Origin of the sequence: Shewanella sp. SM55 (genome assembly GCF_025654025.1) — a bacterium.
Classification (GTDB): domain Bacteria; phylum Pseudomonadota; class Gammaproteobacteria; order Enterobacterales; family Shewanellaceae; genus Shewanella; species Shewanella oncorhynchi.
In genome coordinates this window covers 273,104-298,680 of sequence record NZ_JAKKRS010000001.1, presented here as the reverse complement: position 1 = coordinate 298,680, position 25,577 = coordinate 273,104, and the positions used below count along the sequence as shown (strand labels likewise).

Annotated in this window: 25 protein-coding genes and 1 riboswitch; of the genes, 14 read left to right on the top strand and 11 right to left on the bottom strand. The window is 43.4% G+C overall.

Going from position 1 to position 25,577, the window contains the following annotated elements; genetic code table 11:
• Window positions 1-215 precede the first annotated feature (215 nt).
• Together L5L91_RS01330 and L5L91_RS01325 are read right to left on the bottom strand one after the other, a co-directional pair.
• Window positions 216-3,611, bottom strand: coding sequence for a DUF748 domain-containing protein (locus tag L5L91_RS01330; RefSeq protein ID WP_263235507.1), 3,396 nt, complete (start codon window positions 3,609-3,611; stop codon window positions 216-218).
• A gap of 255 nt (window positions 3,612-3,866) precedes the next feature.
• Complete coding sequence (locus L5L91_RS01325) at window positions 3,867-4,247, bottom strand: VOC family protein (RefSeq protein ID WP_131524339.1); 381 nt, start codon at window positions 4,245-4,247, stop codon at window positions 3,867-3,869.
• 434 nt (window positions 4,248-4,681) lie between these two features.
• On the opposite strand from L5L91_RS01325, the gene L5L91_RS01320 reads away from it, so the two are divergent.
• From L5L91_RS01320 to L5L91_RS01310, 3 genes are all read left to right on the top strand, one after another.
• Window positions 4,682-5,386 carry a DUF445 domain-containing protein gene (locus L5L91_RS01320; protein ID WP_105253144.1) on the top strand — a complete coding sequence of 235 codons (705 nt, stop codon included), beginning with the start codon at window positions 4,682-4,684 and terminating at the stop codon, window positions 5,384-5,386.
• Between the two features lie 102 nt (window positions 5,387-5,488).
• On the top strand, window positions 5,489-5,839 hold the full coding sequence (locus L5L91_RS01315) for a VOC family protein (protein ID WP_105252887.1): 351 nt from the start codon (window positions 5,489-5,491) through the stop codon (window positions 5,837-5,839).
• Window positions 5,814-6,047, top strand: coding sequence for a DUF1289 domain-containing protein (locus tag L5L91_RS01310; protein ID WP_263235505.1), 234 nt, complete (start codon window positions 5,814-5,816; stop codon window positions 6,045-6,047). Before L5L91_RS01315 ends, L5L91_RS01310 begins: the two co-directional genes overlap by 26 nt.
• A 125-nt stretch (window positions 6,048-6,172) precedes the next feature.
• On the opposite strand, the gene cdd is transcribed toward L5L91_RS01310, so the two are convergent.
• Both cdd and sbcB read right to left on the bottom strand, forming a co-directional pair.
• Window positions 6,173-7,063 carry a cytidine deaminase gene (gene cdd / locus L5L91_RS01305; RefSeq protein WP_212599913.1) on the bottom strand — a complete coding sequence of 297 codons (891 nt, stop codon included), beginning with the start codon at window positions 7,061-7,063 and terminating at the stop codon, window positions 6,173-6,175.
• Between the two features lie 211 nt (window positions 7,064-7,274).
• Window positions 7,275-8,693 (bottom strand): exodeoxyribonuclease I, encoded by a 1,419-nt coding sequence (gene sbcB, locus L5L91_RS01300; RefSeq protein ID WP_263235503.1) that lies wholly within the window; start codon window positions 8,691-8,693, stop codon window positions 7,275-7,277.
• Between the two features lie 176 nt (window positions 8,694-8,869).
• Here sbcB and L5L91_RS01295 point away from each other — a divergent pair, with 176 nt between their 5' ends.
• The 4 genes from L5L91_RS01295 (at window position 8,870) to L5L91_RS01280 (ending at window position 12,384) form a co-directional block, all read left to right on the top strand.
• On the top strand, window positions 8,870-9,235 hold the full coding sequence (locus L5L91_RS01295; protein ID WP_263138206.1) for an Arm DNA-binding domain-containing protein: 366 nt from the start codon (window positions 8,870-8,872) through the stop codon (window positions 9,233-9,235).
• A 319-nt stretch (window positions 9,236-9,554) separates the two neighbouring features.
• Entirely contained in the window at window positions 9,555-10,079 is a 525-nt protein-coding gene (locus tag L5L91_RS01290; RefSeq protein ID WP_317630156.1) for a tyrosine-type recombinase/integrase, read from the top strand.
• Between the two features lie 227 nt (window positions 10,080-10,306).
• Window positions 10,307-10,921: a hypothetical protein gene (locus L5L91_RS01285; RefSeq protein WP_263235500.1), complete on the top strand. Its 615-nt coding sequence runs from the start codon at window positions 10,307-10,309 to the stop codon at window positions 10,919-10,921.
• Between the two features lie 344 nt (window positions 10,922-11,265).
• The gene (locus tag L5L91_RS01280; RefSeq protein ID WP_263163187.1) at window positions 11,266-12,384 is read left to right on the top strand and encodes a fascin domain-containing protein; all 1,119 of its coding nucleotides are present in this window, start codon (window positions 11,266-11,268) and stop codon (window positions 12,382-12,384) included.
• Between the two features lie 71 nt (window positions 12,385-12,455).
• Here the strand turns inward: L5L91_RS01280 and L5L91_RS01275 are convergent, their stop codons facing one another.
• Together L5L91_RS01275 and L5L91_RS01270 are read right to left on the bottom strand one after the other, a co-directional pair.
• Window positions 12,456-12,671, bottom strand: coding sequence for a helix-turn-helix transcriptional regulator (locus L5L91_RS01275; protein WP_105252880.1), 216 nt, complete (start codon window positions 12,669-12,671; stop codon window positions 12,456-12,458).
• Complete coding sequence (locus tag L5L91_RS01270) at window positions 12,668-12,793, bottom strand: hypothetical protein (RefSeq protein ID WP_263163186.1); 126 nt, start codon at window positions 12,791-12,793, stop codon at window positions 12,668-12,670. Before L5L91_RS01270 ends, L5L91_RS01275 begins: the two co-directional genes overlap by 4 nt.
• A 122-nt stretch (window positions 12,794-12,915) precedes the next feature.
• Between L5L91_RS01270 and L5L91_RS01265 the strand changes: the two genes are divergently transcribed.
• The 3 genes from L5L91_RS01265 to L5L91_RS01255 are packed head-to-tail and all read left to right on the top strand — an operon-like array spanning window position 12,916 to window position 13,792.
• Complete coding sequence (locus tag L5L91_RS01265) at window positions 12,916-13,173, top strand: hypothetical protein (protein ID WP_251073342.1); 258 nt, start codon at window positions 12,916-12,918, stop codon at window positions 13,171-13,173.
• Between the two features lie 54 nt (window positions 13,174-13,227).
• Window positions 13,228-13,443, top strand: coding sequence for a helix-turn-helix transcriptional regulator (locus tag L5L91_RS01260; protein WP_168823718.1), 216 nt, complete (start codon window positions 13,228-13,230; stop codon window positions 13,441-13,443).
• Complete coding sequence (locus L5L91_RS01255; protein WP_263163184.1) at window positions 13,433-13,792, top strand: hypothetical protein; 360 nt, start codon at window positions 13,433-13,435, stop codon at window positions 13,790-13,792. Before L5L91_RS01260 ends, L5L91_RS01255 begins: the two co-directional genes overlap by 11 nt.
• Window positions 13,793-13,988: 196 nt before the next feature.
• Here L5L91_RS01255 and L5L91_RS01250 read toward each other — a convergent pair whose 3' ends face one another.
• From L5L91_RS01250 to L5L91_RS01245, 3 genes are all read right to left on the bottom strand, one after another.
• A complete protein-coding gene (locus L5L91_RS01250; protein WP_263163183.1) occupies window positions 13,989-15,710 on the bottom strand; it encodes a potassium/proton antiporter in 1,722 nt (573 codons plus the stop codon).
• A 242-nt stretch (window positions 15,711-15,952) separates the two neighbouring features.
• Window positions 15,953-16,345, bottom strand: coding sequence for a diguanylate cyclase domain-containing protein (locus L5L91_RS22730; RefSeq protein ID WP_263238335.1), 393 nt, complete (start codon window positions 16,343-16,345; stop codon window positions 15,953-15,955).
• 92 nt (window positions 16,346-16,437) lie between these two features.
• Complete coding sequence (locus L5L91_RS01245) at window positions 16,438-17,523, bottom strand: sodium:calcium antiporter (RefSeq protein ID WP_263163181.1); 1,086 nt, start codon at window positions 17,521-17,523, stop codon at window positions 16,438-16,440.
• An 11-nt stretch (window positions 17,524-17,534) separates the two neighbouring features.
• Window positions 17,535-17,646, bottom strand: a riboswitch (yybP-ykoY riboswitch).
• A gap of 552 nt (window positions 17,647-18,198) precedes the next feature.
• Here L5L91_RS01245 and L5L91_RS01240 point away from each other — a divergent pair.
• Together L5L91_RS01240 and L5L91_RS01235 are read left to right on the top strand one after the other, a co-directional pair.
• Complete coding sequence (locus L5L91_RS01240; protein ID WP_219252817.1) at window positions 18,199-18,939, top strand: carbonic anhydrase; 741 nt, start codon at window positions 18,199-18,201, stop codon at window positions 18,937-18,939.
• 955 nt (window positions 18,940-19,894) lie between these two features.
• Window positions 19,895-20,113 carry an Arm DNA-binding domain-containing protein gene (locus tag L5L91_RS01235; RefSeq protein WP_263163179.1) on the top strand — a complete coding sequence of 73 codons (219 nt, stop codon included), beginning with the start codon at window positions 19,895-19,897 and terminating at the stop codon, window positions 20,111-20,113.
• Window positions 20,114-20,448: 335 nt separating this feature from the next.
• Here the strand turns inward: L5L91_RS01235 and L5L91_RS01230 are convergent, their stop codons facing one another.
• Window positions 20,449-20,910: a Fur family transcriptional regulator gene (locus L5L91_RS01230; protein ID WP_049821724.1), complete on the bottom strand. Its 462-nt coding sequence runs from the start codon at window positions 20,908-20,910 to the stop codon at window positions 20,449-20,451.
• Between the two features lie 230 nt (window positions 20,911-21,140).
• Between L5L91_RS01230 and L5L91_RS01225 the strand changes: the two genes are divergently transcribed.
• Window positions 21,141-23,387, top strand: a complete 2,247-nt coding sequence (locus L5L91_RS01225) for a TonB-dependent receptor (protein WP_263235498.1) — start codon at window positions 21,141-21,143, stop codon at window positions 23,385-23,387.
• A gap of 173 nt (window positions 23,388-23,560) precedes the next feature.
• Here L5L91_RS01225 and L5L91_RS01220 read toward each other — a convergent pair whose 3' ends face one another.
• Window positions 23,561-24,484, bottom strand: coding sequence for a hypothetical protein (locus tag L5L91_RS01220; RefSeq protein WP_263235497.1), 924 nt, complete (start codon window positions 24,482-24,484; stop codon window positions 23,561-23,563).
• A gap of 451 nt (window positions 24,485-24,935) precedes the next feature.
• Between L5L91_RS01220 and L5L91_RS01215 the strand changes: the two genes are divergently transcribed.
• On the top strand, window positions 24,936-25,343 hold the full coding sequence (locus L5L91_RS01215) for a DUF1398 domain-containing protein (protein WP_263235495.1): 408 nt from the start codon (window positions 24,936-24,938) through the stop codon (window positions 25,341-25,343).
• The last annotated feature ends 234 nt before the right edge of the window (window positions 25,344-25,577 follow it).

The window sequence follows — 25,577 nt, the reverse complement described above, 5'->3', positions numbered from 1 at the left end:
GTTTAAAAACTGTGATCTCAGTTGTATAAAGGCCGCAGAGTGTAACCTATGGCACCAAGCTCGGCCAACATTTTAGAGTGAATTAACAGATAGATGATTTGATTGTAGAAGAATGGTTTTTTGATTGGTTATGACGCTTAGCCATAAGGTAAAAGCCCGCTAAAGTCGGACTTTAGCGGGCTTAGTTTTATATAAAAAGCAGTTAATTGGCTGAGTTATTGAGCATCAATGGTGAGGCTCACTTGGGCTGCATTCTGGGTTAAACTCACTCGGCTTTCGAGCAAGAAGATCCGCTCTGGAGCAATTTCTTTCACGTCCACAAGGTAAGCTTTAACGGCTTTCGCTCTTTCTTGGGCTAAATTACCCAACATGCCATCGTTAACATTCTGTGCTTTTACCGACAGATTATATAAAGCGATATGCCAGCGGGTGGTGATTTCGTCATCGGAAAGCTGTGCGTCTTTGGCCTCTGCGATAACTGTGTCTTTTATTAGTGCCGGATCGGCTTTAACTTCCTGCTCATAGAGCTTCACTAGCGCATCGGCGAGCGGCCCTTGGGTCGGGAATTGGCTTGGACTTAAATCATCAGGTAACGCACTGAACTCGATATTGGCTAACTTAGCCAATTTACGCTTCATGATGCGCTCAGCAATGGCTTGGCTGTCATTGATGGCATCGACTTCACCTTCAACGCTGAGCTTGAGCATAGGTCTGTCGAGTAAGGCGCTGGCGAGTTTGTCTAAACTTTTCTGCTCATCTTCACTTAGGCTGAATTGACCAGCGGCAAAGCTGATCTTATCTAAGGTTTCGTCAGAACCTATGAGTCCTGCTAAGAAAGTGAAGGGCGCAGTGACGGCTTTAGTGATCACATTGGTAATCGCCGTCATTATGATGCTGCCGACACTAAAGCTGGGTGAGTCTAAATCGCCTGAGACCTCCATACCTAAATCAATCACGCCGTTACGGTCCTGCAGCAGGGCAATCGCGAGCGTGATGGGTAAGCTAGTGGCAAGGTCACTGTCACTGGGTTTACCAAGTTTCAGTTGGTCTATGATCAGATGGTTACTGCCCTTGAGCTTGTTCTTATCGAGTTGATAGTTCAGCGATAGTGATAGCTGCCCTTTATCTATGTAGTAACCCGCATAGGTGCCTGAGTAAGGATTGACTGAGGTTAACTCAACGCTCTTAAAGACTAAATCGAGATCTAAATATGGCATATCTAGCAAAGGGTTAATATCGCCTTTTAGAGTTACAGGCGCATACTTGTCTATCTTACCTTTGATATCAACCGAGGCCTTAGTCCCTGGCGTGGACGACAGGTGAGTGATATTGCCTTCAAGCAGCTCAATTCCCGAAGCAAAATTCGGAGTCAGTGAGTTATCGGCAAAGTAAGCCGAGCCTTGGCTAAAGCTAATTTTTTGAATATCGAGGCTTAACTCAGGCGTTGTCTTGCTTGCCGTTTGCAGCTCGGTTTGCTTAGCACTGGCTGTGGTTGTGTTTTTAGTTGTCTTGCTATTTGCAGCCGGAGCCTCAACGATAAGATCGCTGATATTAGTGGTTCTATCTTTGGCTATCACCACTTTGGCGTAGGGTTGATTAAAGGCTAAGTGATCAATTTTGATTTGATTTTTCTGTTGGTCAAAATCCAGTTGATTGATATTCATCTTTTGCCATTTGACCAGCGGAGCATTACGCAATTTGTCATGAATAGCTAAATCATCGAGCTCAACACTGCCACCGTAAATGGCTTTGCCTTTAGCATCGGCGGTCAGTTTGCCTGCTGAGCTTAATAGACCGCTCTTGAGCTGGATATTCACGTAGGGTGCTAAATAGGGCTGAAATTGGGTTAATGCCAGCTTATCGAGTTGGATATTGGCATCTATGGTTTCGCCCGTCACATCGACTTGGCCTTGAGAGCTCAAAGTACCTTGACCATTGAGGCTGAGTTGTAGCTCATATTCAATCGGAGCGGTTAAGGTACTCGTTATGACCTTAGTTGAAAAATTAAGCGGATACACTCGCCATTGCTGCGGCGTTGCCGTTAGCTTTTGTTCTGATAGATTAAGGTCATAGTTTTCAATATTGAGCGCATCGAGTTGCACTAACCAAGTGTCAGTTGACGTCGTTACTGGTGTTTGCTTGACTGGCTGTTGAGGATTTGCCTCTGAAGTGATGTCTGCAGCGGTTTCTTTAGTGGCATCAGTGGTGACATTTGCGGTCGCTTCTGTCTTTTGTTCTGTTTTATCACTCTCGTTAGTTGCGGTTAATTCGCTTTCCGTTGTTTTGTCTGCGCTATCGCTTGCATCTGTGACAGTCTCTGCTATTTGACGTTTTTCTTCCACTTGCGTAACTTGTACGCGTTCTAGCGATTGAGCATCTGCAGGCTTAGCATCGATTGGTTTAGCAACTGGCTGCGTAGTCGTTGTGGAGGCGCTTAACGATTTAGGCATGAATAAGCCAACAAGATCGAGCCCGTCTTGGTTCAAAATGGCACTCATTGTTAAGCCATCGCTGTGGAGTTTGTTGATATGCACTTTCTGCTGCTTCAAGTTGGCTGAAATGCCGTCGAGGGCAAACATGGGGAGCTTTACCACTGAGCGATCTTTGTCGTTAACGTTAAGTTTTTCAACAATAAACTGGCCATTGTTGCTGGTGACTTGTAACTCGCCATTCTCGGCAAGATCCACTTGATACTGAGTTTTAATACTGAGCTCGCCATTCGTGAGGACGGGATTAAATTGATCGTCGATAAATCGCCATAGTGGTGTCAGTTTGAGTTTGGCGACTTGGATGTCACCCGCAACTTTTAGCGGGAACAATTGGAATTGCCCCTGCAAACTGATTTCACCAGCATGATCATCACTGAGTTGTATCGCATAGTGATTGTGCTTGATAGGCACAATGGGTGAGTCAGACGTTGATTGGGCGTTTGGTGTTGTATTATCAACTTTGTTTACTTTTATGGCTGGTGTTATCGATGCCGATGATGCCGCCATCAAATATTCAGTATCAAGGTAACTGAGTTTTAGATTGATATTGGGGTAGTTCACTTGAGCGTGGGTAATTTTGTCATCGAAGTTAAATTGTCCTGCATCCAACACAAATTGGCTGAGCAGGACACGAACGGGTGAGCTGGCTTCAGCGGGTGTCGTTTCTGTATCGGTGGATGAATGCTCGTTCAAGGTCTGCAGAATATCGTCGAAGTTGAATCCAGCTTTCCCTTTTTTTTCCCCGCGAATGATATGTGCGTAGGGCGCTTGTATGTGTATGTTTTCGATAACGGCGGCGCGATTAAAAACAGATCGCCAAAAGTGTATTTCGAATTGGACTTGTGCAATGCCAGCAAAAGGTTTGTCGTCTTTTTCTTTAATGGCCAGTTGGTCGATTTCGACTTTGAAATTAAAAGGGTTAATGCGTATATCACCGAGGGTGACGGGACGAGCGAGCAGAGTTGAGAGTTTTTCTGGTGCCAGCGTGGTTATCGCATAGGGGAGGATTAAACCTAATGTGCAGACATAGCTAAGGTAGACTGCTGTGAGGTAAATAATCACTCGCAGGTATCTTGGGAGGGCAAAAAAAGAGTGTCTGAATTGCGATAACTGGGTCAGCATTAATATCAAGGCTCCAATGCATAAGACAGGGAAAAACTTCCATAAGTACGGACATTCTAGCGAATAATGCTAATGTTTCCAGAAATTATTTATATTTTTACCAATGAAATCTTGGTATTACACAGACAATAACGTCTTCTGATCTAAGACGTTCCTGAGTGGTAACCTATCATCTACATTGATAACTACATGTGTTTCAGCCTATGGCTAATGATTTGAGTCGTCAATACTCGCTATATTGGAGGCTATTTTTGATCAGCGATTTAAATAACTAATCGCTGCAATAATGGCGCCTTGTGGATCTTTTATCCAACAAAAACGGCCTACTTCGGGAATATCTTCAGGACCAAACAGAATATCCCCGCCAAGCTTTTTTGCGCTGATAGCGACTTGATCGACATCGTTAACGGTAATGTAGCCGGTCCAATGTGAGGGAAGCGTTGGGAGCAAACTATCGGTGATCCCCCCAATACTGACGCCCTGATTTTCAATAATATGATAATTACCGTGGGGCATTTTGACTGTTTTAAAGTGCCAACCAAAAATCTCAGCATAGAAGTGCATAGCTTCTTCGGTATTATGGGTTGTCAATTCATGCCAACTTAACGCCCCTGCTGTGTTAAAAGCCGATTCCATAAGCGCATCCTTTATTCTATTTTGGGTAAATTTTGTGTATTGAGCCGAGGTTAACTGTCAGTGTTCAGTGCCAGCTGTATTCTGAGCCATATTTTTTGTGCGTTATCTTGATTGAGTGTAGTTGAGGCAAGTTGATAATTCACAGACGGTAAATTAAAATTTTTGCTTTTTTAGGTCGGCAAACATTAAATTAACTTAATGTTCTATAAGGAGATTCACTTTATTCAGTGCTGGCTAATCAGCTTCTTGTGGCTCAGTGGCGCTGCGGCTTAGTTGATGGGCTTCATCTTGCCCCTCGCGCCAAGACTTAGCACTGAAAACAGATTTTAAAACGGGTTTGTTTACTGTGGTTTGAGTGTTAGACCTGACTCCCGTTAACTTGTTAATATAGGCGAGTTTTGCATCTTATCGATGCCACCTTAGGGGATATGAGATTGAATAAGAGTTTAGTGACGAATTTATTGGCGGCTGCTTTGGTCGTTGTGGGTTACCTGATGAATTCGGCAATTGTCCTGAATGTCGGATTATTTGCTTTATCGGGTGCAATTACCAACTGGGTTGCAGTTTATATGTTGTTTGAGAAAGTCCCCGGACTCTATGGTTCGGGAGTTGTGCCTTCTCGTTTTGAAGAGTTTAAGGCGGGTATTGCTCATTTGATGATGAAACAGTTTTTTACCACTGAAAATATCGACCGATTCCTATCTGAAAAAGAAGGGCTGAGTAAAATAGACTTGGCGCCAGTGATTGAAAAGGTTGATTTAGCGCCTTCTTTTGATGCGTTAATTAGCACAGTCGCCCAATCTTCCTTTGGCGGCATGTTGTCTATGTTTGGTGGCACAGATGCCTTATTGCCGTTAAAAGAGCCGTTTATTGTGAAGATGAAAGCTTCTTTAGTTGAAATGGCACAAAGCGATGCATTTCACGAGTTGCTGAAACAAGAAATTGAACAGCCAAATGTGATGGCCGATCTGCAAACTAAAATTGCTAACATAGTGGAGCAAAGATTAAACGAGTTAACACCGCAAATGGTGAAACAAATCGTTCAGGACATGATCCAAACGCACTTAGGTTGGTTAGTGATTTGGGGCGGCGTGTTTGGCGGTCTGATTGGACTTGCCGCAGCCTTAATCCAAGGTTAACCTGAGTTAAAGCCGCGAATAGAATGGGAGCTTTGGCTCCCATTTTCACTTACGCATTTTATGTTCATCATTTTGTGTCCTGATTAAATAGCAAGGAAGTCTATGAACCGTCACCACAGTATCAATTATTTGGAAATCCCAAGTCGCGACATTGCGAGCTCTAAGGCCTTTTTTAGCCAAGTTTTTGGATGGACCTATGTCGATTATGGCCCTGAATACAGTTGCTTTATGGATGTCGGCATTACTGGGGGATTCTATCAAGCCGACGTGAATTTCACCCTCGCAAAAGGTTGCCCGCTGATTGTGATTTACAGCCAGAACTTAGAATTGACTCTGACGGCTGTCGTAACAGCTGGTGGCATTATCACAGCTGACATCTTTAGTTTTCCGGGAGGCCGTCGATTCCATTTTGTTGAACCTTGTGGCAATGAATATGCCGTTTGGTCAGAATGATCCTAATGTAACTCCTTGTATTCGAAATTGTTGTTTAGATCAGCAAGATATTTGTTTAGGTTGTTTCAGGCATCTTGATGAAATTTTAGCGTGGCGCGTTATGTCGGAAGTGGAGCGGCAAGCTTGTTTTATCAGGATGGAGGAGCGTAAGGGGGAGTATCTGGCTAAGTTCAATGACGCGGTTAGTAGAAGACAGGATGGAGCATGATTAGCCGTCAGAATTACCTACGATAATTGATTTTTAAGCTTTAAGTGGATAATCGAACGGCGAAATACGCATAAACGTATTTCGCCGTTGGCATTTTGAAACACCCTTGGCATTTGAAGCAGGAGTTACACTGGATCTACCACTATGTGCTCAAGTTCGATGGCGGCAACGGTATGGAGCGCATCCATAGTCGCGCCAACTAAGCTGATTTTTCCTTGAGATGACTCAATTAAAACCGCACGGCTGATATCGCTAAACTCACGATTGTGGCGCGCCAGATTTGATAAGGCCATCTGCATGGGAAGCATAGAAGGATTGAATGCCGCATTTTCTGCGTAGCGACCACAATAGGTTGCGCCATCATGGGTTTCTAATACCACGGCGGCAAAACTTTGGGTGTAAGGTGCATAGCTTAAACCTGCATGATCTAAGCCTTCTATGATCATAGGGTCGGCACTATCCAGTGCAAATTCAGTTTGTTGCTTAGCCATTAAAGGCGAAGTGACATTTAAATCTTTTGGGCCAAAGGCATAGGGTAAATAATAGGCCAGAGGATGGCTTTCCTGTGCGGGTAGATGAATGCTGATCTTGCTGCCTTCAACCAGTTCATTCATAAACTGACGACAATGACCGCAAGGACTGGCATTAACTATGATATCAACAATTTGGCTTTCACCACTGAGCCATGCGTGGCTGATAGCGCTTTGTTCTGCATGGACAGAATGAAATAACGCTTCACCGGGTAATTCTAAGTTGGCACCCATGTAGATATCGCCACTTTTACCTTTGGCTATCGCGCCGACATAAAACTCACTGATAGGCGGTTTGGCCAATGCCGCTGCTATCGGCAGTAATGCTAATAACACTTCTGCTTCGGTCATTTTGCTTGCACTTGTTAGCGTAGCAAGTTGCTGCGCATCAATGTGTCCAGCAAAATTCTGGTGTAACATTGGGATAAGTGCATCGGCTAACGGCGTTGGCAGTTGGGTTATGCTACGAATGAATCTATCTTGCATTTCCCTATTCCTTATTTGTTAAGTTCATGGAAGAACATTCTAGTAATTTTGTTACAGCATAAATGCGAGTTAGCTCGCGTTTATACGCTGTCAATGTCAGTGCTATCGAGAGTGATAAACTTATGTTACTCACGTATAGATTGAGTCTATTGGTGCACACAAATAAGCTTAAGACTATAAAACAAAAGACTTAAGCTTGAATTTACACAACTTAAAGTTCACGCAAATAATGACAAAGGGCAGCAAGTAGCTTTTGCTTAGTCTCATCCGCTTGTGTTTCTTGTAGCAAATTTTCTAATTTAAATACGTAGTCTTGATCGGCTAAGCGATTTTGACAGAATTCACGCCAGCGCTGCGATTCTGTATCATCGAGTAGTTCAGGGTAATTACGGGCGCGGTAACGAAACAGCATCTCAGGAATACGTGGATCATCAAACTGCAAATCTAACGCCGCTAGATTTTGCGGTAGGGTATGACGGATGATTTCCATTTTTGCTTTATCAGCTTGGCTAAAGAACCCACCAGAATACAGCATCAAATCGGGATCTGTGGTTACTCTGCTGTCATCATGCTCAAATAATAGCGCCAGTTTTTCGCGTAATTCTGGGTGACGTTTTAGGCGTTTATACTGCTCTCTGGCAAATTCTTTATCTATGCCTAAACGAGCGGCATGCTCATCACTGAGGATTTTTGCCGAGGTGATAAAAGGGCACTTATTAAGATGAATTTGTTTTACTGCGATAGGTAATTCATCTTCGGCAAGATCAGCCCTTGACGTATACATGCGCGTTTTAATTTGTTCGACATCTAGCTCGAATAGCGGCGTTAAATCCATGGCTAAATTAACGCAAATAACGGCATTTTTGTTAGTAGGATGGTGCGCTACGGGTGAGATCAACGTTGCACAACCATTGCGCGCACTAATTTTAGAGCTCACGTGAACCAAAGGCTGCATATTGAGCACATCGATTTGATCGCTAACCGCTTGCTTACGGCGCAGGTCAAAATAGTACTGATATAACTTAGGCTGTTTCTCGCGAATGAGTTTTGCCATAGCGATGGTCGCATACACATCAGACATAGCATCATGGGCTTTCTCATGGCTTAAACCATTCGCTTGTGTCAGATGTTCTAGCTTAAAACTCGGAGAGCCATCTTCCTTTGTCGGCCAGTTAATACCTTCGGGCCTAAATGCGTAACAAGCGCGCACTAAATCAATGATATCCCAACGAGAGTTGCCATTTTGCCATTCACGGGCATAGGGATCGATAAAGTTCCGATAAAAGCCATAACGGGTCACTTCATCGTCAAAACGCAGTGAGTTATAACCTGCAACACAAGTGTTTGGTTGGCTAAATAGTGCTTGAATTCGTCCCATAAACTCAGTTTCAGGGATGCCTTTTAAATTAGCTAACTGTGGAGTGATCCCTGTGATTAATATTGCTTCCGGAGACGGCAAATAATCAGTGGCTTGCTTACAATAGAATGTCTCAGGCTCGCCGATGATATTGAGATCTAAATCCGTGCGAATACCCGCAAATTGCGAGGGTCTGTCTTTCGCTGGGTTCGCTCCAAATGTTTCGTAGTCGTGCCAAAAAATCGACCCTGCTTTATCGTCTTTCATCTTCATTTATTTTCGTTCTCTAAAGCATGTAACTTCATGTTATCAGTAGTTAAATTTCTTTAATTGGATTCGTTGTCATTCACATCAATTTAGTATGCAGCTCTTCGATGTGAGTACATAATCTGTATATATTAGGTTCTGCGTCAGATTAGCTAAAATCACATGTACACAGGGTAATTAAAATGTCTTTATCTGACAATTGGTTACGTGCAATAAACGGCAAACCATATTTAGAGAAACCAGAGCTTGCAGACCGCGACGGCTTAAGCGTTCGTATTACCCCTGCAGGGACTATAACATGGCAGTATCGATTTAGGATTGATAATCAACCTGGACGCTTAACCCTTGGTCGCTATCCTGATTTGAAACTAGCTGACGCACGGAAACTGATCCCTGAATTACGGAACTCTGTGGCAAATAATATAGATCCACGTGTGTTTTGGAAACAGCGCAACACATTTGCAGGCCAGACAACACTGAGGGATTGCTGTGAACAATTTTTATCGGCGCGAAGTGCAGCACTTAAGCCGAGCACTGTTGCTACGTAGCAATCCTGCTTTAGAGCACATCTCTATGATGCTTTTGCTGATCGCAAAGTCGAAAGTATCACACTCGGCGAGTGGATAGATTTTTTCGATAAAAAGGCAATTCATAGTCGAGTCACCGCAGGTGAGATACTCAAACAGTTAAAGACGGTACTTAGCTGGTCCGTTCGCCGACAAATGATATCGCTTGTTGATGTTCTTCAATTACGAGTCAGTGATGTGGGCTCCGCGCCCAAAGTCGGTTCGCGAGTACTCACCATTCTAGAGTGTGGCAAAATCATCCGTGAGCTTGATAAATGCCGCGCGACCAAAGCAGTAACCAATGCTATCAAGGCATGTTTACTTACGGGGGCATATATCAGAAATATTAAAATCCAAACGGGCTGATTTTGACCTTGAGTCGATGGTCTGGACCTTCCCGATAAATAATAGCAAAACTAATTTGTCAATCCGGAGGCCAATCAGTCCCACCTTATTCGACATATTGCAAGAACAGTGGAACCTCTATAACTCACTATGGAGTTTTCCCGCAGCAAACGATCTTAAGCGCCCAGGCAACATCGCTTCAGAAAATAAGCTGGTCCGCGAGATCAAACCAAGACTCGAAATCCCTGACTGGCGTATTCACGATTTTAGACGCACATTATCGACCAGAATGTCAGAAGCGGGGGTGTTGCCCCATGTGACAGAGAAGATGCTAGGCCATCTATTAGGCGGGGTGATGGCGGTGTACAACAAACATGATTGGTTAGATGATCAAGCTGAGGCCTATGAAAAATGGACAAATAAGCTGAGATTGGAAGCTCTGGGTGATAGCAAAATAGTCGTGTTAGAAAGAAGGGGTTAGGCATGTTTGTCGCTGACAGCAGAAAATGGTGAGCTTATTCAGTATGTAAATCAGTTGCGTTGCAGTGCAGCAGAAACACCTCTTTGTAATTAGGTGCATTGGAGCTCAATTCGGCACAAGGTAAACTGTTATCTATTCAATATCAGCTTTATTTATGGTTTAGTCATTTCAACTCAATTAATCATACACTTGGCACAGTGTTCGGATTAACGTTAAGCAAGGACGTCATGGAACTAAAATTTTTAATCACGCGGGAACAATTAATCACAATCGCGGAAAGAATAGATTCAGCACGCATTGCAAACCATGCGCGATTAGCTAAGCGGATGCATGCCTTTATCGTGCGTGCATTACTCCTATGGATCCCGTTATTATCCCCGTTGCTATTGTTTTATTTTTTCGCAGAAAGTCACACTCCAGAGACATATATCGCAATCGCAATATGTGCAATTGCTTACCTTATTGTGTGGCAATTAGTATTAAAAAACATCGCCGAAAATCAAGCTAACAAATTTGCAGGCAAGATAACCACTCTGGATCGAACGATTGAAAACACAACCTTACAGAGCCTTGCGAGCCTAGAAGGGTGCCATACAGTGACCGCCACAGCCTCGACGCTAACGTTTGTGCCCCCTAGCGGTAAATCCATCACCATACCGTGGAAAAAGTTTTGTGCTTTCAAGCAAGACGATGATTTTTATTATCTTACCGTCTGTAATCTGATGATGTTTAAAGCCACTTATTTAATAGCCAAAAACGGTGACACAACAGAAACCGCAGGCTATCAAGCAGGTTTAGAGTACATAACGTCTCGGCTGCAGCCCGATAAAATGGGACGGTAAAACATCAAAATATCGCATGAATGATTCAATCAGTTCACTATTGCCACTAACGCGATTGTTGTTGAACATCCAGCGAAGCGAGCCTTTGTTAAAAGTCACATTTGAACTAACCTTAAAAATGATGAACTGATCGCTACAGCCTTCTTTTAGGGGCTGCTAGATGCAGTTTTTCAGCTCATTAAAACGCTATGTTATCAATGACGATGTATAGCTTTGTTAGTTAACTAAAAAGGACTTTTGTTATGAGCACGCTTAACACTTCTGCCTCAAATAGTGATCCAATATTCCCCTCAACATTTCCTGTTATGATCAGATCCAATCAATTTCCACAATGCTTATTGAGAATGTCTGGACAGGATTCACCACAGTTCAATGGTAATGGCTTTGGTACCGTTAATTGTCAGGCAGACCAAAATGATCCAGATAAAAACCCATGGGAGATTTTTAACGCTATTCGTAACGGCGATGGCACAGTCTCCTTTGAGTCTATGGCCTTTCCGAGTAACTATTTACGAATGGCGGGTGAAGCTTCGCCAGTTTTTAATGGGAATGGATTTGGAACCGTAAACTGCCAAGCATCGATTGGTCCTTGGGAAAAGTTCAATGTCGCAGTTCTAAGCGACAGCGCCAGTGGGGTCTTAACCTCCATAGCGTCAAATGCGTTTCCAAGTAACTATCTTCGTATGGCCGGAGAGCAATCTCCCTCGTTTAATGCTGCAGGGTTTGGTACCGTAAATTGCCAAGCCTCTGTCGGACCTTATGAGCAATTTCATCTAGGTGCAGTCCTTAAAGAGTCAGTTGAGACTCTTGGACAGTGGTTCCCAGACTCACAACCTACACCTGCACAGATAGAGAAGCTTGTGGCAGCCATAATCACAGGCCAACAGCCCAGTAATGTCGAAATGCAAGCGGCCACTGAAATGCAAAGTTTTTTAACGTTAACGGAGAACGAAAGTGTAGCAATAGAAGCAATTGATCTAGAGGCAATTTCCCCTTGCACTAAATCAATCGCAACATTCTGTATTGATGTGTTATTGCTTGCTCTGCAACTTGCAAGCATACGCATTATGCGAACTGACAGCATGGTAAAAGCGGCAGTACAGGCGTTGGGGGCTGAAGCTGTTGGCTTGGAGAGACTGATCACGGGTATCAGCAGTGCTTCTACCACGCTGAAAAAGGCGACATTGATATTTCAGTTTATCTCGCAACTATTCAATATAGGGTTTATTAAAGGCGTCATTAAAACAATCGTCAATGGCCTAAGCTGGTTTGGAGCCATAGTCGCTGCGGTATCATTCATCGCGACAGTGGTCGCATGGATATCAACCGATGGTGTCTTGTTAATTGCCCAAATAGTACTGGTCGGCACAGGACTTGCCGCTATCATCGCTGATGCTGTAGCAGTAGGCACTAACTGCGGTAGTAAAGGCTGTAATGTCGAAGGCGATGAGTTTATGGCCTAACAGACCATCGATAAAGGTCTAAAAATAAAGCCCCAAAAATGGGGCTTTATCTTAAGGCTTAATAAATCAATTCAAGCCGCGACTTGCTGTTTTTCATCCCACTTATCGAGCGACGCTTTTAAGTAATGGCGGCCATTATGGATAGGAGCAGGGAAACCGTCGTTTCTTCGCCACTTCCAAAGCGTTGCTGATGAGCTAATCCGGTAGCGTGTCATGACTTCCTTAGTGGTAAGAAAGAGCGGCACTTGCATTTGCTGATCCACGGTCGATTGGGTCGAAATCATCATTTACCTTCCTTTGCCAATTCCTCGGCGAGTCGTTTTAAAAATTGTTGGCAGCTGCCGACTTGTTTGCGGGGCAGGGTATAACACTGGCGTAAAGCGTCTTTGATGACTGCAGATTGCTTCATGCCGATTTCTCCTTGGTGCTGTTAAACGCCGTGAAGGTGAGAGCAGGGCGCAGTGATAACAGTCGCTGTTTAAAGGCTTCGGCCTTAGCATTGTGCTGCGCAATGTCAGCTTGCTTTTGTGAATGGCCCGCCGCGTTGCAATAAAACGCCTCGCCGATGCAGATCACCGCTTCAATGTCCGTCGTATGAGCGTTTTGTTCCCTTACGATGTAGGGCCGGTGAGCATTCGCACTGCGCAATATTGGAGTGAAACGATTCGGTTTAAGGCATTTACCTCCCACACACACTTAATCACACTAGGGTTTGATGATGTGGCGCCCGAGATTATGCGCCAATCGACCACTGAGACGGACGAGCCAATGTTAGTGGGATGGTTATGACAATGACAATAACAAATAGCACAACTGGGTTATGGACTTCACGCAGGAGGATTTATGGCTAGTCGCGCCGCGGATTTACTGAAAGTAGGGCGCCGTTTACGGGGCATGACCCAAGACGAAGTGGCTGAGATTTACGGCATCAGTCGCAGCACTTACCAACGTTGGGAAAATGGCCGCACTAATGCGCCCTATGACGATGTGACATCGATATGCATTGATGTGTTTAAGCTTTCGGTTAAGAAGATAAATGAGGTGGCTAATGGCCTTTAGCGATGAACCCGAGCAGAGGATGAACATTAAGGCGTTACGGTTAGGGTTATATCGCTGGGGCTGTTATTGGGTGTACCAAGAATTGGGCAAGGGGTTTTCGAACCGCAGCGCCTGCGACCGTTTAGGCGAAGCCTTGGGCGGTGGCAACTTAAAGCATGAACTCAACGTGCCTGCCCACGTCGCCCATTTTGACCAGCTCGTTGAACAGTTATCGATTAACTGCAAACGTGCTATTCGCGCCCATTACTTGTGTAAAGAGCAGTGGGCTTTAATGGGATTTGACAGAAAAAAGTCTTATATCTTCTGGCTAAGAAAAGCCGAAATGGCACTGCTGGATAGGATGAATTAGAAGGAACGCCCTCTTGCGAGGGCTGGCGGGTTAGACGGTTGTCCACCAAGATTGCTAACCCGTTGACTGGATTTTATCAAAAGTTCGGACAGATACCTATGCAAACTCATTCGCGATTAAATGATGCACTGAGCTTAGGTGTGATCTCTATATTGACCACAATGAAACTATGCTTTTACAAATTATTGTTTTGGTATCAGTTTTCATTGGCTGAGTTCGGTACGATACCCACTGTCGCAATCCTCGAACCCACCATCTCACGAACATGCAATATTACTTCCCCAAAATCTTTACTTGCACCTAAGGTCGGCTCGTCAGTCAAGCTCTGACGTAGCACTTCATCTAATGACAAATTATCATTAGCAGAGAGTTCAATACCGTAGGAGTGCTTTAAATCTGCTACTTTGGTGTAGCCTTTCAACTTCAATTCACCCGTAGGTAATTCATAATGATTGGCTTCTGCAACACCAGAGCAAACCAGATCAACAAACTCACGCACATCGGGCTTCATCACAATAAATAAATGATCGCCAGCATACAGGAAGGTTGATCCCCTAGGTGGAATTACATTGTTTCCTCTGGTTATCATCGCCACTACTGTACCGTCAGGTAAAGCCATTTGGGATAAACGACGACCAGAAGCCCGTGAGGTATCGCCCAATTGATACTCGACAATGTCAGCATCCACATCGCCTAAAGCAGTAATTTCCAGTGTCGCTGCAGGTGTCGCAGGAGGCGGTTCCGTAAGTCCTAAAGCGCGTGCAACCCAGGGTAATGTTGACCCCTGTATTGTCGCTGAAATTAACACGACGAAAAACACCACGCTAAAAATAAGACTGGCACCAGGCAGACCATAAATCAGCGGATATATAGCCAGAATAATAGGCACCGAACCACGTAACCCAACCCAGGATACTAGGGTAATTTCACGCGCATTAAAGCCAAAAATCTTCAGTACAGGGATTACCGACAAGGGTCGCGCGATTAAGGTCAGGACGATTGCAATCATCAGTCCTTCCTGCCAGACATCCAGCAAAGACGAAGGATTAATCAGCAAGCCTAAAAAAACAAACATAACAATCTGGCCTAACCATGCCAAACCATCGTGAAATAAAAAGGTACTGCGCTGAAAAACAAAACGACTATTCCCTATCACCACACCAGCGATAAAAATAGCTAAAAAGCCGCTGCCGCCAAGATTAGCTGCTACGCCAAAGGACAGTAAACCAAATGCCGCGACCATCACAGGATATAATCCAGAGGTCGTCAGATGGATACGATTAATAATACGTACTGATAACCAGCCTGCCGCTAAACCCACTGCGGAGCCGATACCCATTTGCTGGATAAACAGCATCAATAATCCAGTCCCTGGTTCAAGCCCTTTGACCATGATCTCCAATAAGCCAACTGTTAAAAAAATTGCCATAGGATCGTTAGTCGCACTTTCAATTTCTAATGTGGCTTTAAGGCGTGGGTTGATATGAATACCTGCATTACGCAGTAATGAGAATACGGCGGCAGCATCGGTTGAACCAACAATGGCACCAATCAGTAAACCGTAAAGTAAGGAAACATCTAGAATATAAGCCGCTGCAGCACCAGTGATCATGGCTGTCACCAATACGCCTAAAGTCGCCAACACAGAAGCAGGCTTCCACACTTGCTTAATCGACGCGATGGGTGTTTGCAAACCACCGTCAAACAAAATAATGGCTAAAGCTAAAGACCCAAGCGCGTGAGCAATTTGTGCATTATCAAAAACAATACCTCCAGGGCCATCCTCACCAGCTAACATGCCCACCATGAGAAAGAGCACCAGTACGGGTAAACCCAATCTCGCAGACAATTTACTGGATAAAATACCAAGAATAATCAAAATCGCGGCGAGGAGAATAATTTGATCGATCACAAACATAAATAGTTTCTCTTTAATTAATGTAGGGAAATTAAACCATTACAGAGCTTTTAATGACTGCGCCAGCTCTAAAATGATACTTCACTAAGCCTAATTGTCAGTTAGAAATCGTCAAATGCATGATGCATTTTGGTCTTGTAGTCAATGATTCCATTTATCCAAATGCTACGTGACCCACTTCACATTTCAACTTTGATAATTTCAAAAAATCAAAATTTACGATTGGCACTCAATAATGCTGTTTACCGTAGCAAGCTGGCCCTGCTGACTTGATTACGTCCATGCTTTTTAGCTAAGTATGATTGCTTATCTGCGGATTCGATAAGCGTTTGCCATTTCAAATGCCGATGAGGTTGAATACGCACAACGCCAGTTAATGGTGACCGCTTGGAAACTAGAGTAAATGTAAAGCGAGCACTGCGTTGACGATGAGTTATGTTCATCGCGCCTAAATGCTGAGTATCCGGTAATAGACAAATAAATTTCTCACCACCATAGTGCGCAACCAAATCGTTCGGGCGGTGTATCGCTGTGCGTAGTGCTTTTGTGACGAGACATATACATTGATCATCACTAGTGATGGTCACAAGGATCGCTGAAAAGTCTAATTCATTTAAATCAATTTTTTGCAACATTTACAAAATTTAATATTACACTCTTGGCGTGTAGGGCAAATTTAGCCAAATAGGAAAGCCATACCACACTGCGTTCTCTGACACTTTGCTCCTTAGAGAGGGAAGTAGAACGCAATCAGCAAGGCAAATACGCCGTACAATGAGCTTACGGCGACCAATGCACGCGCATCTACAACGCCTCGTCGAAATAGCTGCCATAGAAAAATAATAGCCAAAGCAGTAATGACTCCTGCCGCCATCAGTGAGCCATCAAAAAGCCATGGCGTAAAGAAGATACCCAACGCACTGGGAATCGTTGCCTGAATCATCATGGCACCAGAAATATTGGCCAATGCCAAGCGTTCCTTTCCTTGCCGTATCCATATGAGAGTGTTCATCATCTCGGGCAGCTCCGTCGCCACCGGACTCAGCAGCAATGCTACCAAATGTGGTGACCATTGTAGCGCTGTACCAATGGCCTCAAGTTGACCTACGAATATATGGGATGCAATGCCTATGACGATCAGGGACAACACGGCTTGCAGCGCCGCCCATTTTAACGATGGCTCCGTCACGGAAGGTTGAATTTTGAGAGGTTCAATCTCTTCATCTTCAGGCGCTGTGTCGCTCTCCTGAATTTCGCGCCAGACATAGATTGCGTAGGCTACGAGAAACAAGACACCCAGCCACGGCTTGATGGCAAAGGCGATTAGGCCAAGTGCCACTTTCACTACAAACACTGCGAGAAAGGCGAGCTGGTCGTGACTCATACGGGCGTGATCGGCACGTACATGATACGTTTCCCGTTGAAGGCGGCGATGGTGGTAAATCAGTGCCAAGCCGACCACTGCATAGGCTAAGGTAGCGAGCACGAGCGGACCGCCCATGGCTGCGCCGACGCCAATGTCCTTTTGCTCTGGTGTTTTGCCGAAGACAACGGCAATGAAGGTCACCGCCGTTTCAGGTAGTGCTGTACCGAAGGCAGCAAGTACTGAACCCACTGCTGTCGCGCCAAGATTCAAACGGCGGCCGAACCATTCGATGCCGTTGACGAAGTATTCGCAGGCCAAATAAATGGTACCTGCTGAGATGAAAAACAGAGTAAGAGTAAGGATCATGTGAGCAATCCGGCCGGGCGAGCAATAATCCAATGGCACGACAACACTGCTCGCCCGGCTGGGAAAGCGTATTGCGGCCAAAGGTCTCGCCTAGCTCTCCGCATTCGCAGAGGCTGACCACGCCATGAGGTGTTAGACCTCAATTTTGTTGACGTGGACTCCTTAGTGGGAGGCTAAGGATGACTACTCCCCAATGACAATGGGGGCATTTTACCGTTCTTGCAGGTAAATGTCGCCATTAGGTTTTAGTGTACTCATAATTTCAAGCTCTGTGTATTGTATTGATTTTACGTTGTTATTTTGTTTTTCTGCTCAGAAGTTGAAAATAGTAGGTATGCGGGAAACAACAACTTTGACAGATCTATTTTGTGATCTTTTGATCTTTGCTTTATGCGCCCTTTCTCTTAGCTTTGTTAGACTTATGGTAGTTGAGCTGCGAAATTATAGGCAGCATATGAAGAAATTTTCGATAATCGTATTCATACAAATTTTGGAATATTTCGTTTATCAGGAATGTTACAGGCATCAGTGGAAGAACCTAGGTATGGCGGCTCGCAATCGAAATCCCTCGGGCTAGCTATCCATTGCTTCTGGCTCACAATAACTGCAAATGAAAAACGCCATACCTGTAACCCTGCCGCCCGTATTTAATCGCGTTGACTGGGTCTCCACTATCATTAGGTTGAAGCTGTGATTTGTTTAACAGTACTATCGCAACAACCTTTGTTAACTCAACAAACTGGACTGCAGAACATTATGAAAAATAACCAACCGGCTCAACCCTCACGCCGGACAATCCTGAAACAAACACTTGCTGTCTCGGCCCTTTCGGTAACTGGGCTGGCGGCCTTATCGGTGCCCTCTATCTCTTTTGCGGCATCCCTCAGTAAAGATGAACGTGATGGTATGACACCTGAGGCTGTGATTGAACATTTTAAGCAGGGCAATCTGCGCTTCCGGGAGAATCGCACGGCGAAACATGATTATTTGGCGCAGAAACGCAACAGTATCACGGGTCAGTATCCTGCTGCAGTGATCCTTAGCTGCATTGACTCACGTGCGCCAGCGGAAATTGTGCTGGATGCGGGGATCGGCGAAACGTTCAATTCTCGTGTTGCGGGTAATATCAGTAATCGCGATATATTGGGCAGTATGGAATTCGCCTGTGCTCTTGCTGGTGCGAAATTGGTGCTGGTTATGGGGCATACCCGCTGTGGTGCGATACGTGGCGCTATTGATAATGCAGAACTAGGCAACCTGACGGGCCTGCTGAATGAAATTAAACCTGCTATTGAAAAAACAGAGTACACCGGAGAGCGTAAAGGGAGTAATTACGATTTTGTCGATGCTGTGGCAAGGAAAAATGTTGAACTGACTATCGAGAATATCCGCAAAAACAGCCCGGTACTGAAACAGCTGGAAGACCAGAATAAAATTAAAATCGTTGGTAGTATGTATCACCTTACTGGCGGTAAGATTGAGTTTTTCGAGGTATAACTGTAACAGAAGTCCGTAGCCCAAAAAGTCAGCCTCGCACTCTACTAAGAGATTATTAAATTTTATCTCTGATGCTAATGTATGTTTTGAGTATACCTAAAGCATACATCCAAATGAGACGGTTTTTCTGTCTCATTTGGATGTTATGTTTTCCTCATCTAAAGCCTAACGAGACATTTTTAATAACAATGGCCTTTTACGGTTATGCTCGGGTTTGAAGCAAAGATCAGGAGCTCGCCTTGCTGACGCAAACTCTGCGCGACAGAACACTATTGTAAACTGAACACTGCATTGAAATTAAGCACTACCAATAAAGCTGACCGTCATCTGTCTATCACTTAATGTGAGCTCAGTAAGATTTTATTGTCACTTAATCTGAGCCGAAGATTGCGCTAATTGCGAGCACAAGGAATTTCGATTGTGAGCCGTTACACCTAGGATTTGTTATCTACTGGCAGAGTTTATGAGCACTGATGGTTGGTCTGAGCTTAATTTAGAATTAGAACACTCTGCTAAAGTAATCAGAAGTATGGAGCCGGAAGTTCTTAAGCACTTGTCATGCACACCACTTTTTAATAGATAAACATAATTAGACAACATTTTTTTGCAATTAAAAATAGTATCGAATTTAGAAGTGATTTTGTTGTTTAGCAGCTGTGATATTGGAAGGTTCTTAAACGAAGTTTGTACATATATTTATTATAAATCAATGGTTAATATTACATGTTTCCGTAGTCGTGCTAAAATATTGACCCTGCTTTATCGTCTTTCATCTTCATTTATTTTCGTTCTCTAAAGCATGTAACTTCATGTTATCAATAGTTACATTTCTTTAATTGGATTCGTTGTCATTCACATCAATTTAGTTTGCTACAACTTAGATGTGAGTACATATCTGTATATATTGGGTTCTGCGTCAGATTAGCTAAAATCACATGTACACAGGGTAATTAAAATGTCTTTATCTGACAATTGGTTACGTGCAATAAACGGCAAACCATATTTAGAGAAACCAGAGCTTGCAGACCGCGACGGCTTAAGCGTTCGTATTACCCCTGCAGGGACTATAACATGGCAGTATCGATTTAGGATTGATAATCCATCAGGGTGCTTAACCTTTGGTCTCTACCCGGATTTAGGACTTGCTGACGCATGTAAGCTGGTCCCTGCGTGACTAAATTCATGGGTAAATATTATAGATCCCCATGCGTTTTGGAAACCGCTTAACACATTCGAAGGCCGATCAGTTCTGCTTTACTCGAGATATTATAAGAACAGTGGAACTTATATCACTCGCCATGGCGCTTTCCCACGGCAAGCGACCGGGTAATGTTGCTTCCATTAATGAGCTGGTCCGCGATATGAAACCAAGACTGGCATATCCACGATTTTAGACGGACATTATCGACCAGAATATCGGAAGCTGGGGAATTTATAGCGTTACTGTGAGTATGGGATAAGTTCAGCAACCATGATAAATAGCGTTCCAAATTAGTTAATGTACATAACTTAACTATTATGTTGCTGCTGACATTCATGACACCAACCCGCTAATTCAAGCTGTGGGCTCGATAAGGTAAATTCTGCTTGGCTAACATTCAACTGTAACTGTTCAACAAGAGCAGTGGGCAATGCTATCTCTGTGACTTTTTGACAAGTATTACAAATTAAAAATTGATTGTGAATGTGATGATCGCATACATGATGGCAGGCAATATACTTATTCACCGTTAATAACTTATGCACTAATTGTTCCTGTACTAAGAAATCCAACATGCGATAGATAGACATTATGGGTAAACTCTCGCCCAAACTTTGTTTTAACACATCGGCAATTTCATAGGCAGACAAAGGAACATCATGTTCCTGTAATACGATAAGTACTTTTTTGCGCTTACTGGTAAGATTGATGCCTTTTTCTTCACACTTTTTCACTACTTCACGCAGTAAATCAAGATTTTTTCCCGTCATAGAACTGCCAATTTTTTTGAAATGATCATACTTGCACAGTTTACCTGATCCACCCCTTCTAATGACAATCTTTGTTAGCAATCATCAGTCACCATACCGAGTGCTGTTCTGATTGCCATTTACAATCAGTAACTTAATTTGCTTTCATTCATATTGAACTCGACTGATACACAATGATATGTTGTAACATATCATTTTTTAGCAGTAATCATATGGAGACGACCCACAAAATGAATTCCCACAAATACCTTCTGTTATTAGGTGTTGGCACTTTAGCTGTTTCAGCAGAACCTATTGAACGTATCAATGTCACTGGGCATGCTTTAGAAAAACCATTAAGCCAAAGAATACAAGCCAGTAAAATCGAACTCAGCGGCGATGAACTAAATAATCGTAAAGCCGATACCTTAGGAGAAACTTTAAGCCAATTACCGGGAGTAGACAGTGGTTTTTTTGGTAGCTCATCGGGTAGGCCACAAATCCGTGGATTTGGTGGAAACAGGGTTAAAATGTTGCTCAATGGAACTCAAGTTGAGGATATGTCGTCGGTGAGTGAGGATCAATACATCCCCATCGAGCCCTTTCTTGCTGACAGTATCTTGGTCATTAAAGGTCCTACAGCTGTTATTGCCTATGGTGGGCAAGCGATGGCAGGTATTGTTGATCTCCAAGATGGTCGTATTCCATTGAGCCCAATCAATGGGTTTAACAGTCGCGCTGAAGTGAAAGCTGGCTTCAATAGTACAAGTACCGCACTGGCAAAACTTACCGCAGGGAATGAATCTTTTAACTTTGCGCTGAATATGATCAACAAAGACCGTGGTGACTACGATATCCCTGGATATTCTAAAGACAGCGATTGTAAAACGTGGTCAAAAGTCGTAGGTGCCGCACAGTTTGCCGATCTATGCCAAATCAAATATGCGCAACCTGTGTGGCAGATGAACAATCAATTAAAACGCTATGAAGATGCTACACCTTTAGAACAACAAATTATCACCGACTACTCAATAGACAGTAATGGCACTGTACTTAACAGCAGCCACCACACATCATCATTCTCGGCAGGCGGAAGCTACACTGGCCAACAACGTCTTTTGGGTTTGGCTTATGGTTATACGGACACTCATCGCGGTATTCCGGGATTTATGCGTCGTGGCAGCAGCGCACCAGTGGATTTTGATCAACGGGGTAATATTCGAATTTTCTCCCGTGGTGATCGCGTAGATATGAAGTATGTCGAAAACTGGGATGACAATTGGATAAACTCATTTAGTCTCGATGGCGCCTATTCGAATCAAGTCGATGATGAGCATATGGCAGAAGTATCCGTCAACCAATTCGAACTTACCTCTTGGGTCATTAGCCCTAAGCTCTATCATAGTTGGACATCAAACTTCGATGGTGTCTTAGGATTACAGTACGACACTAAAGCCTATAAAGGGGAGGGCTATGACAATTACATGCCTGATGTCGATAGTCAAAACTATGCAGCCTATACGCTACAAACCCTGCACTTTGGTCCGGTTACTTTTGAGTTTGGAGGTCGTTATGATGCGATTAAGCACCAAGTAAACGCAGAGGGTTACAAGGTAGGTCGAGGCTCAGGAGCGAATGTTAAAGATAGAAATTTTTATCTCCAAAGCTACTCAGGATCACTGCAATGGGACATATTGCAAAATTGGTCAACACGAGTCAATTACGTTCATGCCGAGCGTGCTCCTGAAATGAATGAGCTTTACGCCAGTAACCCACACTATGCTCTGTTAATTGAAGAACAGGGCAGCTCAAATCTTAAAAAGGAAATTAATCACTCCTTTGAAATAAATACCACCGCTAAAATCGCCGATTTACAGCTAATGGCAAGTTGGTATCAAAATCAATTCAATGATTTTATTTATCTTGGTAGTACAGGCATCGAGCGTAATGGTACTTATGTTCGTGAATGGCGCCAAGCAGATACAAACAATCAAGGGTTAGAGGTACAAGCTATCTATACCTTCCCGTGGCAAAGGTGGGGAGTTTTTGAGCTTAGCGCATTTACTGACAGAGTGAGAAATACTCCTCGATATCAATACGATGGTAGTTACGACATCTTTAGTACTCGTCCACCTCTCGCTGGTGAGCGGGACGAATACTTTCGCCGCAGGTTAGAAGGCACTTCAATACCTCGAACACCACAATCCAAAACAGGCACTGCACTAAATTGGCAGTATGATGCGCTTACTGTGTCCATCGATTATGTTCGCTATCATTCACAAGGTGACGTTAGCAGATTTGAGAGGCCCTCTGAATCTTATGCTTTGCTCGGAGCCAATATCACTTTAGATCAAGTCATTTCGAAAGTGCCGACTCAATTCTACCTAAGCTTAGATAATCTTACCGATGTAGATGCGCGCCCACATAACAGTTTCCTAAGGCATTTATCCCCTATGCCAGGTCGCTCAGTGGCTATTGGTGTCAGAGTGCAATTCTAAAAAGTTTCCTTCAAGGCTAATGGCCTTGAAGGTTTTCGTTTGATTTCTAGATACCCAAGGCCAAAAATCTAACCTCCTTCAATTCAAGCCGCGACTTGCTGTTTTTTATCCCATTTTCCGAGAGATTTTTTTAAGTCATGACGGACCCAAAGCGTTTATCTGATGAAGCCTATTCAATGATATTTCTTACATAATATGGAAAAGTCATCCATTGGATTGAGTAAGAAATCTTTACCGACAATGGAAGTCATTTCTGATTCAGATATAAAAGGATTGTCAATTTTTAAAACTAATCGTTGATTAAATTTACTTTTTATCAAAAAATCGCAATGGCGTTGATAAAATAACTGGTCAAATTGACCATTATCGATAATTCTCTGGAGGCCAATTTGTATTCGCTGAGCTAAGCGAGGTTTGTTAGGTGAAACATAATAATATGTCGCTAGCGGAATATGTAGCATGATGCTTTCATCAACAACGAGATCTGGATATTGTTGATTAAACTGCTTAACCTCTTGAAAGACTTCATTCACTCCGCGGCCAAATGTTATAAACCGTCCTTTTGATAACATATTAAATAAACTGTCATATTGATTGCTTTCTATAATCTTAAATCCTGCTTGTTGCATGGCAACTTTAGTTGACCATTGGCTACCTGAACCAGTATCAAGAGCAGTTAACTGCGCTAGCGAGGTGATTTGGGCTAACCTAGGTACATTTTCCTTTTTAATAATAAAAATTCTAAATCCCTGAATGCCTTTTCTAATAGGAATTTTTATTGGAATAAGCTGTTTATTCCACTGTAGGTTAGAGGCTTCTGCAATAACATTGATGGTTTCACCCTCTTGTAATGCTCTGAAGATACGATTTCGACTCATTATTAGATCTGAGACTTGCAGTGATGCTTCACCAAAATCGGCTTTGGTTGCATCAATAACTAATTGTAAAAGGTCATAAGTATACTGATATCTGTGATCAAGCTTGGATTCTGACTGATTGATAATGAATTGATCATTAGCATAAGTGACGGGTATGTTTGCCAAGACCCACAGGGAAAGAATACAAAAAATAATGCCCAGTCGCTGTAAATTATCCATCAATAAACTCATTACTAGAGGTTGAAATTGATTCGGTGTGCTTATTTTAGCAGTAGCCTAGGTGGCTTGCGGGATAAAGAAACTGATGATGAGCGTAAATGATACATTTTTTTAGTTTGGGTTTATGTGAGTTGTAAATCAATTTAGACAGCCCAACGGTGTTGGCACTGGGTGCGAGTGGCTCGCAGAATATTTTAAAGTCCTTATGTTGTTTGGCCATAGTGTTTTTAATATGGCTTTACGTTATATATGCATAAACGTGTTTGTAGTCTGGCAACGATTTTGGGGAAGTTTGAAGGTCGTGTTTATTGCGTTAATCATTTATGAGTACGTGCTTTGAGCGTTTAACCAGCGCTGGCGCATGCTCCACGTTTTTACAGTGCTATCACTTTGGCTCTACTGCTGATGTTAAACATATAAATTGACCACTCAAGACCCAGAGAGGACATCAATGAACTCAGATAAAATTTTAGAATCTGCGCAAGCAACCTTGTCTGGGTTAACACCATTTCCTCAAATTGTCGGCAATCTTATTGCTGAAGGTGTCGAGTATTACTATGTAGACTATGCCACGAAGTCATTTACTTTCTATAGCGCAGCAGGTTCTACAGTGCAAGCACCTTTATCATTTGAGGGGCTTCCATTAATTGCTGAAAATTTTAATGTGATTGAACTCAGAGCCGCCATCTTGGATAGTCAGCAGCATGGGCAAAATTTTCGGCTTTTCTGCCAGCGCGCTATGAATGCTGGAGTTCAAGGTTATTTCGTGTTTTTGCGAGGTAAACGTGTAACCTATTTTGGCCGTCAAGGTGACCAGCATACAGAATGGTTTTCTGGCGCTAAGCCGAGCAATGTCTAACAATGCTGACTAGGCTCGCCACTTTCTGGGCTGGGTGCATCGTGAGTTTTACATTGGGTGAATGGTTACGTGAAGTTCATTGTATACGTCACTTACATCTTCCTGTGCTTAACGTTATAGATCACTGGAGGCATAAATATGCTACCACGCAATGTCACTACTATTTCTCGAATGCCGATTTACGGCATCATGAAGATTAAGTCATATCTTGCGAGGGTAATGGTTTACGGGGTG